19 protein-coding genes are annotated in these 19,333 nt (G+C 39.6%); 9 read left to right on the plus strand and 10 right to left on the minus strand.

Annotation, left to right across the window (positions count from 1 at the left end; all coding sequences use genetic code 11):
• Nucleotides 1–150 precede the first annotated feature (150 nt).
• The 6 genes from pgl to J5X91_RS11730 form a co-directional block, all read right to left on the minus strand.
• On the minus strand, nucleotides 151–861 hold the full coding sequence (gene pgl / locus J5X91_RS11705; protein WP_182676874.1) for a 6-phosphogluconolactonase: 711 nt from the start codon (nucleotides 859–861) through the stop codon (nucleotides 151–153).
• A complete protein-coding gene (gene zwf / locus J5X91_RS11710; protein ID WP_011327826.1) occupies nucleotides 861–2,336 on the minus strand; it encodes a glucose-6-phosphate dehydrogenase in 1,476 nt (491 codons plus the stop codon). Before zwf ends, pgl begins: the two co-directional genes overlap by 1 nt.
• Nucleotides 2,337–2,635: 299 nt before the next feature.
• Entirely contained in the window at nucleotides 2,636–4,282 is a 1,647-nt protein-coding gene (gene pgi / locus J5X91_RS11715; protein WP_208834909.1) for a glucose-6-phosphate isomerase, read from the minus strand.
• 272 nt (nucleotides 4,283–4,554) lie between these two features.
• Nucleotides 4,555–6,813 (minus strand): aminotransferase class V-fold PLP-dependent enzyme, encoded by a 2,259-nt coding sequence (locus tag J5X91_RS11720; RefSeq protein ID WP_197182860.1) that lies wholly within the window; start codon nucleotides 6,811–6,813, stop codon nucleotides 4,555–4,557.
• Nucleotides 6,814–6,946: 133 nt separating this feature from the next.
• Nucleotides 6,947–8,020, minus strand: a complete 1,074-nt coding sequence (locus tag J5X91_RS11725; protein WP_208834910.1) for an AI-2E family transporter — start codon at nucleotides 8,018–8,020, stop codon at nucleotides 6,947–6,949.
• The gene (locus J5X91_RS11730; RefSeq protein ID WP_011327822.1) at nucleotides 8,013–8,231 is read right to left on the minus strand and encodes a hypothetical protein; all 219 of its coding nucleotides are present in this window, start codon (nucleotides 8,229–8,231) and stop codon (nucleotides 8,013–8,015) included. The genes J5X91_RS11725 and J5X91_RS11730 overlap by 8 nt, the downstream gene beginning before the upstream one ends.
• A 146-nt stretch (nucleotides 8,232–8,377) precedes the next feature.
• Here J5X91_RS11730 and J5X91_RS11735 point away from each other — a divergent pair, with 146 nt between their 5' ends.
• Genes J5X91_RS11735 through J5X91_RS11755 form a run of 5 tightly spaced genes read left to right on the plus strand, consistent with a single transcriptional unit; the run spans nucleotide 8,378 to nucleotide 11,903 of the window.
• Nucleotides 8,378–9,043, plus strand: coding sequence for a hypothetical protein (locus tag J5X91_RS11735; protein WP_011327821.1), 666 nt, complete (start codon nucleotides 8,378–8,380; stop codon nucleotides 9,041–9,043).
• A 1-nt stretch (nucleotide 9,044) separates the two neighbouring features.
• Nucleotides 9,045–10,502: a M48 family metalloprotease gene (locus J5X91_RS11740; RefSeq protein WP_011327820.1), complete on the plus strand. Its 1,458-nt coding sequence runs from the start codon at nucleotides 9,045–9,047 to the stop codon at nucleotides 10,500–10,502.
• A 53-nt stretch (nucleotides 10,503–10,555) separates the two neighbouring features.
• The gene (gene arsC / locus J5X91_RS11745) at nucleotides 10,556–10,903 is read left to right on the plus strand and encodes an arsenate reductase (glutaredoxin) (RefSeq protein ID WP_011327819.1); all 348 of its coding nucleotides are present in this window, start codon (nucleotides 10,556–10,558) and stop codon (nucleotides 10,901–10,903) included.
• The gene (gene wrbA / locus J5X91_RS11750) at nucleotides 10,903–11,457 is read left to right on the plus strand and encodes an NAD(P)H:quinone oxidoreductase (protein ID WP_011327818.1); all 555 of its coding nucleotides are present in this window, start codon (nucleotides 10,903–10,905) and stop codon (nucleotides 11,455–11,457) included. The genes arsC and wrbA overlap by 1 nt, the downstream gene beginning before the upstream one ends.
• Nucleotides 11,454–11,903, plus strand: coding sequence for a DUF2069 domain-containing protein (locus J5X91_RS11755; RefSeq protein WP_208834911.1), 450 nt, complete (start codon nucleotides 11,454–11,456; stop codon nucleotides 11,901–11,903). Before wrbA ends, J5X91_RS11755 begins: the two co-directional genes overlap by 4 nt.
• 164 nt (nucleotides 11,904–12,067) lie before the next feature.
• On the opposite strand, the gene J5X91_RS11760 is transcribed toward J5X91_RS11755, so the two are convergent.
• Together J5X91_RS11760 and J5X91_RS11765 are read right to left on the minus strand one after the other, a co-directional pair.
• On the minus strand, nucleotides 12,068–13,405 hold the full coding sequence (locus J5X91_RS11760) for an ankyrin repeat domain-containing protein (protein ID WP_089368009.1): 1,338 nt from the start codon (nucleotides 13,403–13,405) through the stop codon (nucleotides 12,068–12,070).
• A gap of 221 nt (nucleotides 13,406–13,626) precedes the next feature.
• The gene (locus J5X91_RS11765) at nucleotides 13,627–14,220 is read right to left on the minus strand and encodes an ABC transporter substrate-binding protein (protein WP_011327815.1); all 594 of its coding nucleotides are present in this window, start codon (nucleotides 14,218–14,220) and stop codon (nucleotides 13,627–13,629) included.
• 245 nt (nucleotides 14,221–14,465) lie between these two features.
• Between J5X91_RS11765 and J5X91_RS11770 the strand changes: the two genes are divergently transcribed.
• Together J5X91_RS11770 and J5X91_RS11775 are read left to right on the plus strand one after the other, a co-directional pair.
• The gene (locus J5X91_RS11770) at nucleotides 14,466–14,993 is read left to right on the plus strand and encodes an acyloxyacyl hydrolase (RefSeq protein WP_011327814.1); all 528 of its coding nucleotides are present in this window, start codon (nucleotides 14,466–14,468) and stop codon (nucleotides 14,991–14,993) included.
• 94 nt (nucleotides 14,994–15,087) lie between these two features.
• Complete coding sequence (locus J5X91_RS11775; protein WP_011327813.1) at nucleotides 15,088–15,234, plus strand: DUF2897 family protein; 147 nt, start codon at nucleotides 15,088–15,090, stop codon at nucleotides 15,232–15,234.
• Nucleotides 15,235–15,279: 45 nt separating this feature from the next.
• Here the strand turns inward: J5X91_RS11775 and J5X91_RS11780 are convergent, their stop codons facing one another.
• Nucleotides 15,280–16,695, minus strand: coding sequence for a YjiH family protein (locus tag J5X91_RS11780; RefSeq protein ID WP_011327812.1), 1,416 nt, complete (start codon nucleotides 16,693–16,695; stop codon nucleotides 15,280–15,282).
• A 65-nt stretch (nucleotides 16,696–16,760) separates the two neighbouring features.
• Complete coding sequence (bamC, locus tag J5X91_RS11785) at nucleotides 16,761–17,819, minus strand: outer membrane protein assembly factor BamC (protein ID WP_011327811.1); 1,059 nt, start codon at nucleotides 17,817–17,819, stop codon at nucleotides 16,761–16,763.
• Nucleotides 17,820–18,172: 353 nt separating this feature from the next.
• Between bamC and J5X91_RS11790 the strand changes: the two genes are divergently transcribed.
• On the plus strand, nucleotides 18,173–18,709 hold the full coding sequence (locus tag J5X91_RS11790; RefSeq protein WP_208834912.1) for an ACT domain-containing protein: 537 nt from the start codon (nucleotides 18,173–18,175) through the stop codon (nucleotides 18,707–18,709).
• A gap of 14 nt (nucleotides 18,710–18,723) precedes the next feature.
• The gene (gene bcp, locus J5X91_RS11795) at nucleotides 18,724–19,203 is read left to right on the plus strand and encodes a thioredoxin-dependent thiol peroxidase (protein ID WP_011327808.1); all 480 of its coding nucleotides are present in this window, start codon (nucleotides 18,724–18,726) and stop codon (nucleotides 19,201–19,203) included.
• Nucleotides 19,204–19,333: the final 130 nt, after the last annotated feature.

The following is a 19,333-nucleotide window of genomic DNA, read 5'->3' on the forward strand; positions in this document are numbered from 1 at the left end:
GTTACCAACAAGGCGTCATGAGCGCAGCTTTCCACGATGTGTGAAAAAGAAACCATCTAAATATCCCTATAAAAAAAAGCCAGTCAGTGTTAACTGACTGGCATTAGGCATTTAAAACCAGCTTTTTATGATTGAATTTATTAGAGCAAGTTACGGCGCCCAATAAACCTCAATATTAATACTTGGGTGATTTAGCACTGCGCGCAGTGGCATGTCGTTTACATCTCCGCCCGCTTTGGCTTGCTTATACACAGCGAGTTTTTCATCACCGCTAATAAGTAGCTTAACCACTTTAGATTGCGCTATCGCGTTTAATGTAAGTGTCATACGCTCAGTTATACTGCCAGTTACATCACTTTCAATGGCATTAATTGCACACACCAGTTGATCCGAGTTTAGGCCTATTTCTAAACCCTCTGCATGTGGGAATAATGACGCAGTATGGCCATCTGGGCCCATACCTAAAATAGTCACATCATACGGGCGTTTTAACGCAGCATAAGCAGCTTCACACACTGCAGTGCCTTGCTGCGCTGTCTCGGCGCTATTTTTCATCGTGACAAAGTTAGCCGCAGCACCATAGTTTTGTAATAACGTGCTGTTAATAAATGCTTCGTTACTTTTTTCGTGGCTCGCATCTACCCAACGCTCGTCAACCATAGCAACATCAACATGTTGCCAATTTAAATCAAGGGTTGATAAATGCTTATACGCCGCAGCAGGGGATGAACCACCCGATACCATTAATACTGCACGGCCATCATTGCTTATACCATCACGTAATGATTGTTCAAGTGTTGCTGACAGCTCCGCTGTAAGCGCCTCTTTACTATCAAAAAATTTTTCAATTATTGTTGCCATTATGCTCCCTTATCACCGGTGTTAAACCATACATGGTTGTTCTCTGCTAATAATTCGTCTGCATCTTCTGGGCCCCAGCTACCTGCACGATAAAGCGCCGGTTTGCCTTTTTCTTGCCAGCGGTCGATGATTGGATCAATCCACTTCCATGCTTGGCGTACTTCATCACGATGGATAAATAACGAAGGATTATTAGCGGCTGCATCTAGCATTAAGCGCTTGTAGGCATCTGAGTGAAAACCATTGCTATAGGCTTGTGAAAGCTCAATATTCATCGTTACTGGCTCAAGCTGCATTTCAAGGTTATCTAAGCGTTTAGACATCAATGTTAGCTGAATAGTTTCCTCTGGTTGTAGGCGAATCACCAAGCGGTTTGGCTCTATTTCGCCTACGCTGTCTTCGTATACATTGTGTGATACTTTTTTATATTGCACTACAATTTCAGCACAGCGTTTAGCCATGCGTTTACCAGTGCGCAAATAAAATGGCACACCTGCCCAACGCCAGTTATCAATATGCGCTCGAATACCTACAAAGGTTTCGGTTTTACTTGAACCTTCATTAAGCTCTTCTAAGTAACCTGGTACAATTTTACCGTTTAGATCACCTGGTACATATTGGCCACGAATAATATTTTTATCTACGTCGCTGCCAATAAGTGGACGCAGCGCTTCTAATACTTTGAGCTTTTCGTTGCGAATACTATTGGCATTAAGTTTATGGGGTGATTCCATTGCTACTAAACATAACAGTTGTAACAAGTGGTTTTGAACCATATCACGCAGCGCACCGGCTTTGTCGTAAAAGCCTGCACGGGTTTCAAGGCCCACAGTTTCTGAAATGCTAATTTGAATATTATCGATTGATTTAGCATCCCACATGTTTTCAAACAACGAGTTTGAAAAACGTAGTGCCATTAAGTTTTGAACAGTTTCTTTACCTAAGTAATGATCAATTCGGAAAATTTGCTCTTCGCTAAAATACTCTGCGATTTTTCCATTGATAGCCTCAGCAGATTCACCACAATAACCAATAGGCTTTTCAACCACTACACGTGAAGTAGGCGTTATTAAGTTTTTAACAGATAATATTTCACAGCAAGTGCCGTACACAGCAGGTGGTAGTGATAAATAAAATACGCGAGATTTAGTGCTGTCGTGCTCATCTAAAATACCTTTTAGCACATCCCAGTTATCGTCAGGGGCTGTTACATTGCTAACAACAGGTACTAAAAAAGTAGCAAAGGCTTTCCAATCTTTAGCATTAAACTCATCCTTTGCTAAAAACTCTTTTAAGGCTTTGTGTGCTGTTTCTATGTACTCAGCACGTTGGGTTTCTTCGCGTACCGTTGGCAAAATACGTGAGCCTTCAGGTAAATTACCTTCTTGATATGCTCGATACATTGCAGGTAGTAATTTGCGTAACGCAAGGTCACCACCGCCCCCAAAAATTATAATATCAAAAGGATTAAGCATAGTTACTCTCTACGTTTGTGCTACCTGGCACTACCCGTTAGGTAATCAGATATAGCGGTTTATTGCTTGAATGATGTCGGTTTTTATAAATATGTTTGCACAAAAACCTGCTTTGTTATGCTGTGATGATGATGTTTTTTATTTAACCGCACTGCTGGCTATTTATTTTTAATTTTATCATCTGCGCTTAAAAATGGGCCTTAGGGAACTGTAATTCCTCTCACAAAAATACAGTCCCTAAGTACACCAGCGCTACCCGTTCAAAGGTATTTGGTTGCTTATGTTACTAAGCTAATTTTTTACTGCGTACGATATTGCTTATAATACGCCATTAAGCCATTAGTTGAACTATCATGAGCATATTTAACGCGCTCATCAACTAACTCGGCTTCTATTTTTGATGCTAATCCTTTACCTAGCTCAACACCCCATTGATCAAATGAGCAAATTTCTAAAATAATGCCTTGGCAAAAAATCTTATGCTCATACAACGCAATTAAGCGCCCTACCGTTTTAGCGTCTACGCTATCTAGTAACATAGAGGTAGTTGGGCGGTTGCCTTGATGAATTTTGTGCTTTAGTAACTCATCTATTTGTGCCTGAGATTTACCCTTAGCGGTTAAATCTGCGGTGATCTCTTGCTCATCTACGCCATTCATTAGTGCTTCTGTTTGCGCAAAAAAGTTCGATAATAAAATATCGTGATGTTTATCAACGTTTACTTGCGGCTTAATTGAGGCAATAAAATCAGCCGGTACAATAACATTACCTTGATGCAAACATTGGTAAAATGCGTGTTGCCCGTTAATCCCAGTCATACCCCAAATAATTGGCACTGTTGTATAAGGCACAGTTTCACCCGCAAAGTTAACATGCTTGCCGTTACTTTCCATTTCGCCTTGTTGTAAGTACGCAGGCAACATGTGCAGCGCTTGGTCATAAGGTAAAATAGCTTGCGAGGTATAACCTAAAAAGCTGGTATTCCACACACTTAATAATGCCATAATAAGCGGAATATTTTGCTCTAGTGGTGCGTTTTTAAAGTGCTCATCAACTTCGTACGCACCCTCTAAAATTGCTTCAAAAGCGTCATATCCTGCATATAATGCAATCGGTAAACCAATAGCGCTCCATAATGAAAAGCGACCACCAACCCAATCCCACATCGTAAATACGTTGTCGTTACTAATGCCAAACTCGGCTGTTTTTTCTAAATTAGTGCTCACCGCAACAAAATGCTTAGCAATAGCGGCGTTATCTTTAGCTGTTTGTAAAAACCAATCAACCGCTGTTTTAGCGTTGGTCATTGTCTCTGACGTAGTAAACGTTTTTGATGCAATAACAAACAAGGTTGTTTCAGCATCAATATTTTTTAATACCGAGGCAATTTGTACCCCGTCAGCATTCGACACATAATGTACATTTAAGGTATCGTCACTTAATGCTTTTAATGCTTCGGTTGCCATTTGCGGGCCAAGGTTTGAACCACCTACACCTATACTTACTACATCTTTTACTGGCTTACCACTGTAGCCTAACCACTTACCACTGCGTACTTTTTCAACAAACAGTTTAATTTTAGCAAGTTCGTTATCAACCAACTCAGTTACATTTTCACCATCAACAATAAGTGGCGTATGAGCGCGGTTACGTAATGCTGTGTGTAACACTGCTCGGTTTTCGGTGATATTAATTTTTTCACCGTTAAACATTTTTTCACGCCAAGCGCTAATGTCACACTCTTTAGCTAATGCAATTAACTGCGTAAAAACATCTTTATCAATACGTTGTTTTGAGTAATCAAATAATAATCCAGGGATTTGCGTAGAAAATTGAGAAAAACGCGCGTCATCTTTAGCAAATAAATCCCTAAGATGGCTTTGTTTCATCTTGGTTGCACTTTTTTCAAGCGCTTGCCAACTTGCTAATTGCGAACGGTTAGTCATGTAAACATCCCCTAAAATATTAATCTATTGATTTAAATGTATTTATTATATAAAACTTAGTTAATTAACATATATAGCAAAGTTAAAAATGAGCTGTTTTTATATTTTATGCTGTGAATGATAACGTAATTTTTTGCTTTTGACACCGGTATCATAAAATTAATATATTAATTTAACAACCCATTCAGAGGCGACTCAGTTAGCTTAATTTGGCAAATAAATAAAAAGGCCGACAAATGCCGGCCTTAATTATATTTATTTGCTAACTAATTTTAACTTCCCAGTGCCAAACCGCCATTTAAATTATAAACCGAGGTATAACCTAGCTCAATTAAATTAGCTGCTGCCAACTTTGAGCGGTTACCACTGCGGCACACTAAAATATATTGATTATTTTTATCTAGCTGCTGCTCTACTATTGCGTTTGCCATACGGCTAAGCGGAATATTTAAGGTTTTAGCTGTAGCAACATTTAACAGTGATGAAATATTATTAGCGCCATGCTCATAGGGTTCGCGCGTATCAATTAAATATACATTGCCGTGGCTGAGCATTTCTTTTGCCTGTGAATAACTCAATTGCTGTGTATTTGTATCTGGTTGCGCATTTACATAACCACAAAGTTGGTTGTTATTATCTGTTTGTTTTTGCTCATCGTGCTGCTGCTTTTTAGCAGCAAATTCATCTTTCGTTATTTGCTTAGATAATAATGCGCTCAATAAAGGAGTTTGCTGTTGTTGCACCGCCCAGTTCATAGCAAAACACTGTTGGTAATCGTGTCCTGAGCAAATAACCGCCTCTGGGGTTAACTGCTGCGCTAATAATATTAACGAGTCAGCCATTTGCTCTGCACTACCACCAAGCAAATGAGTATTACCCAGCCCCGCTGGTAAAATGAGATCACCACAAAAACAATAGCGAACCTCACCCGAGGCTTCTTTTAATAAGTAACTCACACTGTCTTGGCTATGCCCAGGTGTGGCAAGTTTTTCTAGGCGTTGCCCATTTAAATTAATCACCGTTTGGTTAACTGGCCAACCCAATTGATCAACCTCTCCTGCTACTAAACGTGCTGCTAACACACTGCGTAATAGGGTAATTGCACTATTACGCTCTTGGTGAGCATGGGTGTCTAAAATAGCGGTTATGGTTAAATTTTGCGTATTGGCTATTTTTTCAAAGCGCGGTATTAACTCTATAATAGGGTCGATGATCACCGCTTGGTTGTTGCTATTAACATATAACCAGCTGCACGCGCCTTGGTGCCTAAATTGGGTTAAGCCTAGTGCACATAATTCCTGCGTAGGTGTAGCGCTGTCAGATACTACCAGGCAATTTGCTTGTAATACTTGTTTAAGGGCGCGAATTCGCTCACAGGCATGGTCAATATCTTGTTGCGTGGCGGCAGGTCCAAACGATAAACGTATGGCGTTTTCACTTTGCCACTGGCTTGCACCCATTGCATCTAGTACAAAACTTTGTGAAGCACCAGTACTACACGCAGAGCCGCCGCTCACGCGTATGCCGGCAGCATCAAATAAATCAATAACTTCTTTACTGGTTAAGTCGTTAACCGCAAAATTAAGCGTGGTGGGCACTGAGTATGCAAAATCATGGTTAAAGGTAATGGCACCAAATGTATCGCTTATTGCATTGTGTAATTGGCTGCGATATTGCGCAAGCACAGCACTTGATTTAAACGTGTCATCGGTTTTATCTAATAACAAACTAAATAACTTATTAAGTCCTGCAATACCAGGGAGATTTTCAGTACCTGAGCGCATACCACTTTCTTGCCCGCCACCGGCTATAAATGCCGTATAAGCACTGCCTTGACGAATATATAATAAGCCAATGCCTTTGGGAGCGTAGAGTTTATGGCCCGAAAACGGTGCGTAATCTATTGTTGTTTCGCTCAACATAAGCTGCTGCTTACCTAATGCTTGAACGCAATCGACCATCCAAGACACGCTGCTATTGCGATTACGAATAACCTGCTCTATTGCCGCTAGATCTTGGTATACACCGGTTTCATTATTAACCGCCATAGTGCAAATCATCAGCGCATCATCAATATGCTGAGCAATAAAATCTAAGTCTAAAATACCGTTACTATCAACCGGAATAGCAAGTACTTGAGCGTTAATCTCTAGCACTTGATTCCAATGTTTTAGGGTATTTGGTACTGCTTTGTGCTCTGTAGCGCCATAAAGTAACACCGGATTTTTTTTATTATGGGTTTTAGCATTTATCAGCGTAGACACTACAGCCGTTTGAATACCTTCGGTTGCCCCAGAGGTAAATAAAATATCACCATTATTAGCGCCAATTACCGCGCGTGCTTTTTGTCGAGTTTGCTCCAATAAGTGCTTAGCTTGAATACCCGTTATGTGTGGGCTAGAAGGATTACCAAAACAGGTTTGCATTGCATGGCACACCACATCAACTATGCATGGCAACACAGGGGTCGTTGCATTTGCATCAAGGTAAACTTGTTTTACTGGCTCATCGGGTAATAAATACTCAGACATTAAAAAACGCACCTTATTACTAATAAATATATCTTATACCAATATTACATAGTTTTGGCTGCAATAGATAATAATCAATTAGTTTTAAAGATGCGTTTTCTATGCTTTTTTATACTTAAAGCGGTGTTAACTTTTAGCTCAGCTCTTTAATGATTTCTTCTTGAGTAGATGACCACGCATTGATCAGCGCTTTGACTAATGACGCCAGTGGAATGGCAAAAAATACGCCCCAAAAACCCCACAAGCCACCAAAAAACAATACCGCTACAATAATAAATACCGGATTTAAATCAACCGCTTCAGAGAACAATAAAGGCACTAGTACATTGCCATCAAGCGCTTGAATAATACCGTAAATAATTAAAATGGTCCAAAATTGGGTTTCAATTCCAAACTGAAACAACGCCACTGCCGCCACCGGAATGGTTACCAATGCCGCACCCACAAAAGGGATCAACACCGAAAAGCCCACTAATACTCCCAATAACGCAGCATAGCGTAAATCAAGTACCGTAAAGGCAATAAACGACACCGAGCCAACAATCAGTATTTCAAACACTTTACCGCGAATGTAGTTCATTATTTGCTGATTCATTTCATTCCACACCTGCATTATTAAGCGTCGTTGTTGCGGAATAAGTTTAGCAATACTGTGGCTAAGCTCTAGTTTGTCTTTAAGCATAAAAAACACTAACAAGGGCACTAAAATTAAGTAAATTAACCACGCAACCGCATCTTTTAAAGACGTGAGCGACACCGACAGCACTACTTGACCAAATTCAATTACTTTAGTCTCTACTGTTAATACAATTGTTTGTACTTGTTCTGCAGTAATTAAACTAGGGTACTGCGCAGGCAAGGCCAATAAAAACGATTTTCCTTGCTCTACCATATGCGGTGTTTCTTGAAATAAATTACTGGTTTGCTGCCACAGCACAGGGCCAATAACTAAAATAAGTGTCAGCATAATACCTGTAAATATAAGCATAACAATTACTGCAGCGGTAAAACGCCTTAACCCAAAACGCTCTAAGTGCAGTACCGGCCAATCGAGTAAATAGGCAATAATAAGTGCCACTAATACCGGCACTATCAAAGATCCAATAAAATATAATAAGGCTACTAACGCCAATAATAAAAATAATAAAGTAACTGAATGAGGATCAGAAAACTTTTTTTCGTACCACGCTTTTATATATTCAAACACGTAATGGCTCCACTAATAACATTCCTTGGCGCTTATTTAAGGTATAACAATATGCATGCTTTTGTAAAAATCGTTCAATGTCGTTTATATTTTCTGCATTATTAAAACTAAAAGTAATACTTTGTTGTAACGACACGGCTTTACGCAGCCCAAGTTTAAATTGAATAAACTGCTGTGGGCATTTATAAGCTGATAAATTTTGCTCTAGCATACTCGTTTCACCTTGAGTTCACATCAATAATAAGTCCCATAGTCACCACCTAAAAATGTATTAAGTGTGAACATGCATAACTTTTCCTTAAAACAACCTCGGCAATAGTTTATCCTTAGGGCATAATTAGCAGTAAGGATAGGTTAATGCCTGGCACGCATAATAAAGCGCAATTACCCAGTAATCCAACACTCAAAGAGATTAATTGGTATAAAAAACAAATAAATTGGGGCGAATTACCACCTTTTTATCACCTTGTTGCCTCATCGGTCAGCGAAGCTGAAGGTATTTTAGAACATGGGTTTGATAATGCAGTAAAAAGCCTTTTAGACAAACGTAATTGGAACCTTGATCTACTTGACGGCTACGAAACCGAGCTAGGCGAAATTCAATGTAATAAAAAGCCACGCATTGCACTGCATCAAGTATTTACCGAGCGTGGTTTTGAGCTTTGGGCTCAACCGTATGCTAAAGATGTTATTATTGATCAATACGTTAAAAATAATCGTTTTATGGAATTTAAAGTATGGGATCCACTTTCCATGAAGTGCTTAATTAGAATAAATCAATTACATACATTTATTGGCTTTTATTTTGAACGTGGAGACAAAGCCGATAAAGCTATTATTTTACACGCACACAAGGTAGTGCATAAAATTATTACTTTTTTACAAATACAATTGAACGTAGTAAAGCTAGATGGGGTCACAATAAAAGCGCTTTATCAATTATGTGAAAAAGACAGCCGTGCATGCAGTGACGAAATAAACATTGCCAAAATTGCTCTTGGTGAACCAATTAACAGGGAATAAAATGCAGCTAAAATCAGCCTTTATCACTTTATGTAGTGCCGCGCTTACATTTAGCCTATTAGTAAGTGAGCCTTTAAAGGCGCAAACAAACTTTAAATTGCCAGATTTAGGTACCTCAGCCTTACAAGTGCTGCCGCTCGAAAAAGAACAAGCGATTGGCGAAGTAATGATGATGCAAATTAGAGGCTCGTCGCCAATAATTAACGACCCTGTGCTTGATGAGTACTTAACCACAGTGGGCCGTAAACTTGTGGCTAGCGCCAATGATGTGCGGTTTCCGTTTTCATTTTTTTGGTTAAATAACTCTGAAATAAACGCCTTTGCATTTTATGGCGGCCATGTTGGCGTACACACAGGATTAATTGCGCAAGCTGATGATGAAAGTCAATTTGCATCGGTACTTGGCCATGAAATTGCCCACGTTACCCAGCGCCATTTAGCACGGCGCCTACAGCAGCAACAAGACAACAGCGCAATGACTATAGCCGGAATGATTGCCGGTATTTTAGCCGCTGTCGTCGTGCCCGATGCTGGTATTGCTATTATTTCAGCAAGCCAAACACAATCGGCATTTAGCCAACTAACGCATAGCCGCTCAGCAGAGCAAGAAGCCGACCGTATTGGTATGCAAACGCTTAATAATGCAGGCTTTGATCCGCGTGCATCAAGTGAATTTTTAACTAAACTCGCTGCGCAAATTCGTTATAAATATAAGCCACCTGCGTTTTTACTTACTCACCCGCTTCCTGAGAGCCGTGTGTCTGATGTAAGATTGCGTGCGCAGCAATACCCTAAACGCCAAGTAAACCCGAGCCTTGAGTTTAACTTAGCAAAGAGTCGCGTGCTGGCAAGATACGACAATAAACCAGAAGCAGCAGAATCGCTGTTTAGAAAATTAATTCGCGAAAATAGCTACAATAATGCCGCCCTAAAATATGGCTTAGGCATTAGTTTGCTGGATCAAAAAAAGCTTGATGAAGCGCAGCCTATTTTAGATGAACTACTAAAAAGCGATCCTAAAAACTTATTTTATATAGATACCTATACCGATTTATTAATAGCGCAAAAAAAGGCCGCTGAAGCCGTTACCTATTTAGCAGAATTAAACAATTACCGCCCTAACAATCAGGTAATTACGCTAAACTATGCCAACGCAGCCCTAGAAGCAAAGCAATACGAGCTTGCCGAAAACATCTTAAAAAGCTTTTTACTAGAAAAACCAGATCACAGCTTAGGTAAGCAACTATTAACCGACGCCTATAAAAAGCAAGAAAAACTCGCCGCCTATCACGAAGCCAATGCCGATGTATTATCGCAATACGGCGCTTATTTAAAAGCTGCCGACGAAATACAAAAAGCACTCAACTTTATTGAGCCAAACGAGCTAGTTAAACAACAAAGGTTAAAAGCGCTACTTACACAATACCGACTTTTACAAAAAGAGCTTGCTAGGCTTTAAGTCTACAAGCGCTTGGCCTAAAATGGCCGCAACTCATTTATTGGAAGCATTTTATGTCTGTAACTATTTATCATAATCCGCGCTGCTCTAAATCGCGCGAGACCCTAGCTTTATTACAAAGCAAAGCTATTGAGCCAAGTATAGTTGAATACTTAAATACGCCTTTAAGTAGCGAGCAGCTAACTACATTAGTTAAGCAGCTGGGTTTTACATCTGCACGCGAGTTAATGCGCACCAAAGAAGACATTTACAAAACGCTAAACTTAAAAGATGAAACCAGTGAAGCTGCACTTATTAATGCTATGGTACAAAATCCAAAACTAATTGAGCGCCCTATTGTGGTTAACAATGATAAAGCTGCTGTTGGTCGCCCTCCAGAAAACGTATTAAGCGTTTTATAATGAGCACGACCATAGTGGTACTTTACCATTCAAGCCATGGCTCAGTTGAAGCTATGGCTCATGAAATTGCCGAGTCTATAGAGCAACAAGGGGCCAGCGCTTTGCTGCGCACTTTTGTTGCTAAAAACCCACACGACATTATTATCACTAAAGACGATTTAATAAACTGTGATGGCCTTGCCTTTGGCACACCTACTCGCTTTGGTATGATGGCCTCTCAAGCAAAAATGTTTTGGGAAACCACCAGCGAATTATGGTTAAAAGGGCAATTAATTGACAAGCCAGCCTGTGTTTTTTCGTCGTCAAGCAGTATGCATGGCGGCAACGAAGCCACATTACTGAACTTATCGCTACCGTTACTGCACCATGGCATGATGTTACTCGGTGTACCTTACGATGTACCCGAATTGCTGGCAACACAAACCGGTGGCACGCCCTATGGTGCAACACATGTTGCTGGTAGTAGTAATAGTACTGAATTAAGTAAAGACGAAATTAAAATATGCCAAAGTGTTGGCAAACGCCTCACTCAAATTGCGAGAAAACTTCAATGAAAACAGCTGAAATTCCAGCTAAAAAGCCAATTACTATTAAATTTCAACGTACCGCGATTTTTGGTTATGTCGGTTTATTAATTTTAATGCCGTTATGGATGTTTGTATTTTCACCGAGAGAAGGCCACAGCAATGGCTTTATTTTTGCCGTGTACATACTGCCATTATTATTTCCTCTTAAAGGCATAATTCAAGACAAAGCGTATACGTATGCATGGGCAAACTTTATTGTTATGCTTTACTTTATTCATGGCCTTACATTGCTTTGGGTAGCGCAAGATGAGCTGGTATGGGTATTGTTAGAGCTACTATTTGCCTCTGCTATGTTTATTGGCTGTACCTACTATGCTAGGCATCGTGGGCAAGAACTTGGCTTAAAAATTCGTAAATTGAAAGACGATCTCGCCGAAGAAAAAGCAGCGCACGAGCACGAAAAAACAGATTAAATTATAATTTAAACACAAAAAACGCGCTAATTAGCGCGTTTTTTATTTATGCATCGTTATCGCCTATTTATGGGGAACAGCCATACTACATAGGCTCTGCCTTGCCTAAAGGCCAAACACATTGCTGCAAATTTAACCTCGAAAGATAAACTTGCCCTAAATATTTAAACTAAAGAACTTAATGCGGCAAGGGTTACAATAGCGGCTAAACCTAACTGCCCTACTAGGCTAACTAAAGAAAAGCCTCTTAATACAAATAATCCCCACGGGTGTTTAATGTGCGGGTACAGCGCGCAGCGCTTTAAAGTAGCCGCAAAAAAGAAACACACCGCCGCAATCATAGTTAGAGTTAATGTTAATTCGCTTTTTATGGTTATTGTTTCATCAAAAAAGAAAAACAATTGCACCGGCAATAATAAAGTAACCAGAGCATGCAGCGCATGCACTTTTTTAATGCGATCAAACTGCCCTTCAGGCGACAACTCTTTAATACCAAAGTCGCGCTCAAGGCACTTTACTAAGTTACTCGCTTTTATGCTCACCGCTAAGCGATAACAGCTAAGCCCTTCGTTATTACGCACTCTAAAGTCATACCCCGCCTTTAGCAGCAATACCATAAGCGATTCGTTTTTAGAGAGCACAGCATAATGCAAGGCAGTATTCCCCTTATCATCAACTGCTTTTTTATCTTGTTGGCTCAGCAGGGTTTCAACTACATTTACGTAGCCTTTTTCAGCAGCCCACATAAAGGCCGTTTTATTGTGCTCATCGGCAAGCGTACCTGTTGCGCCTTGCTCAATAAAGCGCATGGCCATCATTTGCTTAGCGGTTTTTTTATTTAAATGAGCAAGCAAAGCTTTTTCAAGTAGTACCACAGAATCTACATCCGGCGATACTTGAGTGAGTAAAGTAAAGTAGTCTTTGCCTTTAGCCACTTTTTCACTTGCCAGTTCAGTTAAATGCTCAAGATCGGCAATTGAACCTGGAATATAAGCACTCAAACGCTCTCTAAAATCAACTTCTTGCCACAGAGCTAGCGTGTCAACCGCCGATAATTTACTGCGATTATTTAACGCATGCTCAATTAGAGTAAAGTAGCGTTTAGCAAAAAATAAACTAAATAACGACTGCGGTGTATCAATCTCATTTTGCGCCGATACATTCGCGTATTTTTCGAGCCGTTGGCAAAGCATAAGTACTAAGCTTTCGGGGGTATATTCGTTATCAAAATAATGTTCTTTTACCGCGCTTATATACGTTTGTGCACTTTCGTCATACTCGCAAATATGTTGAAAATAACACTCTTCAAAAGGCTCCAGCGGAGTAAACCACGCTAAATAAAATATGGGCGGTAAAACAGTAGTACATACTCCATCATCTTCATGGGTAGAACGACAGGCAGGCCAAGCTTCTAAAGCATCTAAAATAAAGGCACCATTTTGTTCTACAAGTCCTTTGATAAGTAATGGGTATTCCTTTGGCCAAATCAGTACATTTTCCATTAAAACAACACAACTCCAGTGTAGCTTGGGACAGTGGTCAGTTATAGCAGCTTTTAGCTGACACCACGCTTAATCGACGAGCCGATATTCTAGCACACCTTGATCGCCACGCTAGCGCAAAGTAACGCAATACTTATAAAATAAAAAAGCAGCCAACTACATAACTAGTTGGCTGCTTATTTGGTTGGAGCTGGACTTAATCAGGGTCACATAATCTACTATTAGTTGCTTTTTAATTCGCTAATAACGCTCTCTATACCTACATCTGAAATACGTTGTATAATTTCTTTTTGCTTGGCGCTGAGCAATGAAATGCCTTCTGCAACTATGTCGTATACTTTCCATTGTTCATCTTTCCCTAAGCGCAATTTAAAATGTAAATCTATAGTAGGCGCATTTGCTTGTATTATCTGGGTTTTAACCGTAGCGTACTGTGAGTCGCTCAAAGCGTTATCTTGCTCAAAAACTACTTTTTGACCAGTGTACTTCATTAAAGCACCGGCATAAGTGCCTGTTAAATAATGCTCTACTGCATCAATAAAATTAACTGCTTGCTCGCGCTCAATGCCCTTTATATGTTTGCCTAATAATTTAAATGCTACAAATTTTATATCAATATGCGGCATTAAGCGCTGCTCAACAATGTTAAACATGTCTTCTTTACTTGCATCGCCTTTGGCATTAACTTGGGCTATATCGGCAAATAAAGTATCGGCTACGCTTTTAAGGAGTTGTTGTGGAGATTGTTGCGTTTGAGCAAAAAGTGAGCCGCTAAAGAATACAGCTACAACGAGAAACAGTTTTAAAAACTTCATAATAAATTATTGTCTGTGTGATTAAGATGACGCTAATTTACGCGATAATTACACCTTTAAATAGACTTAAATAAGCAACTTATTAATGCCGATTTAGCACCAATAAAACAAAGTAAATAAATTCAATTAGTTAATCAACCTCGGTTAACACCCTATATACAAACGTATTTTTGTCCCATTGAAAACACCCATGTTGCGCCCTTACTATTTAGTCACTATTTAACTCAGGCACAGCACTGACACCTATGAAAACGTCATTTTTATCATTATTTATATTTGTTTTATTATTCACGAGTCAACACGCATTCGCACAATCGCAGCACGGCTACGCAATTGATCTGCTCAAGGGAGAAGGTGGCGTAAATGGCTTTAAACTAGCCCATCAATATTATCCTACAGGGTTGCAGTCTTTACTTGGCGATACGCGCTTTTATTTCGAAACCAGTGTAAACCTTTGGCAATATAACCATGGCGATAAAACACAGTCTAATGTAGTGCTTGCCATGTCGCCTGTGCTGTTGTTCCCAGCATTTAGCATTAACAATACCCCCATATATGTAGAAGCGGGTATTGGTATTTCATTGGTTGATGAAACCTATTTTGCGGGTAAAAACATTAGCACTCACTATCAGTTTGAAGACAGAATTGGCTTAGTTGCTGATTTTGGCGAAACCAACGTGGCGCTAAGAATTATTCATTACTCTAATGCGGGCTTTAAAGATCCCAACCCCGGGCTAAATTTTTTAACTCTATCGGTAGCAAAACGCTTTTAAATACTGCATTAGCACCATTTTTTAAGTCACTTTATTGCTGTTTTAAACTAAAACGCTCACACTTATACTTTGCTTATAATTAACGGACGTTGCTATGCAAACTTGGCACATGGTTGTTATTGTTATCATTGTATTTGCTATTATTATTGGTAATCTTGCACTGCTAAAGCACTCGGCAAATTTACCCTTTAAAAAAACAAAGCCCGATAAAACTAACTCTACAGATACAAAAAAGCCCTGAATATCAGGGCTTTTTACTGCTTAATCTTTATAACCAACTAACCAACTAACCAACTAACCAGTGCGCCATTAAGGCAATAACTGGTAAAGTGATTAAGGTTCTAAGAATAAAAATAATAAACAATTCAAAAATATTAACCGGTATTTTACTGCCTAGTAAAAGTGCACCCACTTCCGACATATAAATAAGTTGCGTTACACTCATTGCCGCAATAATAAAACGGGTTACGTCGCTCTCAATTGTGCCCGCTGCTAATATTGAAGGAATAAACATATCAGCAAAACCAACCATAATCGTTTGTGAAGCAAGCTCAGCTTCTGGTATTCGTAGCAGCTCTAAAAATGGAATAAACGGCATACCTAAATACTGAAAAACAGGGGTATATGTGGCAATAATTAACGCAAATGTACCTACCGCCATTACGACAGGTAATACAGCAAACACCATATCAAATGCATTGTGTAAGCCTTCTTTTAACGTGCCTTTAAACCCTGGCGATCTATGCGCTTTAGCTAACGCAACATCTAAAGAATGCCCAAACAAGGTTTTACCACTTGGTACAGACTCAGCATGCTCATCGCGTTTACTGCCATCTATAAAGCTATCTTTTTTGAAGCGTAACGGCGGTAAGCGCGGCACAATAATCGCAGCAACCACACCGGCTAAACACACAGTTAAATAAAACGGTGCAAAGTGACTCTCTAAGCCCACTTGTTCAATAACCACTAAGCTAAAGGTAATCGAAACTGCCGAAAACGTAGTACCAATTATGGCCGCTTCACGCTCAGTGTAATGTTTTTCTTCGTACTGACGCGCAGTCATTAAAATACCTACGCTGCCATCACCTAACCACGACGCCGCACAGTCAACAGCACTGCGCCCCGGCACACCAAATAACGGACGCATAAGTTTAGTAAACAAGGTGCCCACTAGCTCTAACAAACCAAAATTTAATAACAGCGGCAGTAATAAACCCGCTAAAACAAATACCGAAAACAAAATAGGCAATAAATCGTTTAAAACCAAGCCGCCCGTATCTGCCGAGGTAATAGCATTAAATACCGGTAATAAAAACGCAGGAAGCGCCGAGCTCACGTCTGCGCCGGTTTGACTAATAAAGGTCAAAACAATAAACAGCATACCCAGTAAGCGAATACCTAGCCAAAGCCAGTTAACATCAAATAAGTGTTTTAGTATAAAAGACTTTTTAATAAAGCTAGGCTTAACAACTTTAGCTAATAGCGAAAGCACACCCGTTACACAAATAATGAATGTAAGCAGCTCAATCATAACAGAGCTAATTCCCTCTTTAATTGCTTTAGCCATTAATGCAATGGGAATGGTCATACCATCAGCAATAGGGATTGGTGTCATAAATAAAAACAAACCAATTAGCGAAGGAACTAAAAAGGTAAGCCAAGTGCGCATATTATATTGCGACGAAGTGGGTAACTGAGACATATTTTTAACCTATAAAAACCACAAAAAGAGCAAAGTGCTCTTTTTGTGGTAAAAACTTATTATTATTAAATATTAATACCGCGCTGAATGAGTGCAGCCACTAATGCTTGCTGTAAACCATTCATAGTACCTGGCTCAAGCGTATCGCCTTGTTCATCCATCCAGGTCAGACTAGTGCCGCCTTGTTTGGTTTTACTTACTAATATTTGATATTGACCTTCATCAATAGGTAATTGGGTTACTTCGTCACCCCAAATAGAATCCCATACACTTGACTCTGGTTTTTTATAATCTGCCGTAATTAAGCCTGTATCTGGGTTAATTTCAACAATAGTGAACGACAAGCGCTCTAAAAACCCTGAAAAACGGTCAAATACAGCTTCATACGACTGCTCAGTTACAAGTGCTGCATTACCTTTGTTATCAAAGCCCATTTCTAAAGAAATAATACCTTGGCGTTTGCGCATATCAACTTCAAGTTGACGATAACGATAATCAAACTCGCTAATAACTTGGTTAAGTGCACGCACTTCTAACTGTTGCTTAAATAAATCACTTAAAGGCTCATCACCTTTAAAGTCAATAAGTTCAGCACTTAATGAAGCCGTACGCTGATGCGACTTTTCTTCAATTGTAAATTTAAAGCGTTCTAAATCAACACTTTCGTCGCTATTCCATAACCAACTTTCTTCTGGCTTAATAATAGCGTACCAATCTGTTTCTATAATGCCTAGTAGCTTGTCTGCTTTAGTCGCTTGCGTGTTATTGTCGGCTAAAACCGCATTAATAGACTCCCAAATAAACTCATCTAGGTCATCAATACCATCGTTTTTATCAAAATAAACACGGGCGTTTTTATCTGTTTCTTCAACCCAACTACCCTTTGCTACTGTAAGTACTTGAGCAGGCGGACGGTAATTTGTAGCATCTGGATTATTACTATATTGGCCTACATCCATTTTATATGTTGGATCTTGAGCGGGTTGTGATAACGATGCAGGCACTTTTACTGCTTCATGAGCGCGATAATTACGCTCGTCATGTGCATCATTAGTAAATACACTACATCCTGATAAACTTACCAATACACTTACTGTTAGTGCTTTTGGGATCCAATACTGCACAGATATTTCTCCTTAGCATACCCTTTAATTGTTTTAACAAGTATATGAGTGGGTAATGCCGATTTGGTTCAGTGTAAAATCAATATTAACTTTACAGTTATAATTTGGTTGCCTGGTTGCTTAATACTCACCTCTGTTAACAAAAGTAAGCAACAAATAGACACATTTGGGCTATGGTACTTTCCCATGCTTGTAAAAACAAGAAACACTGTACTTTTAAACTGCTAAATTAGCAGCCTGTGTAGTTTAAACACGTTTTTGTGTTAAACTTCGCCGCCACGCAACTTTATGTGTTTACTTTTTGTGTTGCCAACTGCGCTGTTGTAATTCAAGTAACTTAGGTATTTAAACCCATGACTGCACACTCAAATCATCAAATTGTTTTAACAGCTATTGGCGAAGACAGGTCTGGCATAGTTAGTGAGTTAACTCAGCTAGTAAGCGATTGCCACTGTAATATAATAGATAGCCGCATTGCTATTTTAGGTAACGAATTTACATTTATCATGCTACTTAGCGGTGACATGTCGGCCATTAGCCGCATAGAACACACCCTGCCTACCAAAGCGATGGAACTGGGTTTGCTCACTATGATGAAGCGCACAGCAAGTCATAACCAAGGAGCGTTTCGCGCCGGTTACACACTAGAGTACACAGGCACCGACGCACCCGGCACTTTGAGTAAAGTTACGCGCTTTTTTGCAGACAACAATATTATTATTTGCTCACTAAAGTCAGACACTTATGATGACGAAGAAGCAGTAATGAGAATGCGCTGTGAACTAGAGTTTAATATTCCTGTTGAAGTAGATGTAGACCAATTTAAAATTAGTTTTGAAAAACTTTCTCACCTTCTCAACGTAGACTATATATTTAGACGTATTCGTTAAATTAAGGAGCAAGCATGAACAAAATCAGCCCATTACAAGCCGGCGACAACGCCCCCGCTTTTAGCTTACAAAACCAAAACGACGAAACAATCACCTTAAGCGAGTTGTTAAAACAGCAACAAGTACTGGTTTATTTTTACCCTAGAGCGTCAACACCAGGCTGTACCGTACAAGCCGAAAACTTACGCGACCAGCAAGCAGAACTGGCAAAATTTAACACCCGCGTAGTAGGCATAAGCCCAGATCCAATTAAACGCCTTAAAAATTTCGAAACTAAAAAAGAACTTAACTTCGATTTACTCTCAGATGAAGATCACGCCATTGCAGATGCATTTGGAATTTGGGGCTACAAAAAATTTATGGGCAAAGAATACGACGGCATACACCGCCTGACGTTTTTAATCGGTCAAGACGGCAAAATTAAACACCTGTTCGATAAGTTTAAAACCAAAGATCACCATCAGGTAGTGTTGGATTATCTCGCAGCAGAATAAGTTAGCGGCAGAGTAAGTTACTCGCTGTTAGAAATTAGACATAAAAAAGCGTTGCTCAAGGGCAACGCTTTTTTGTGGGTGTTGATTAAATTATACTTTTCATCGAAAGGTAAACTCACAGCGACTATCA

Source organism: Pseudoalteromonas sp. K222D, from assembly GCF_017653575.1.
In the GTDB taxonomy this organism is placed as follows: domain Bacteria; phylum Pseudomonadota; class Gammaproteobacteria; order Enterobacterales; family Alteromonadaceae; genus Pseudoalteromonas; species Pseudoalteromonas nigrifaciens.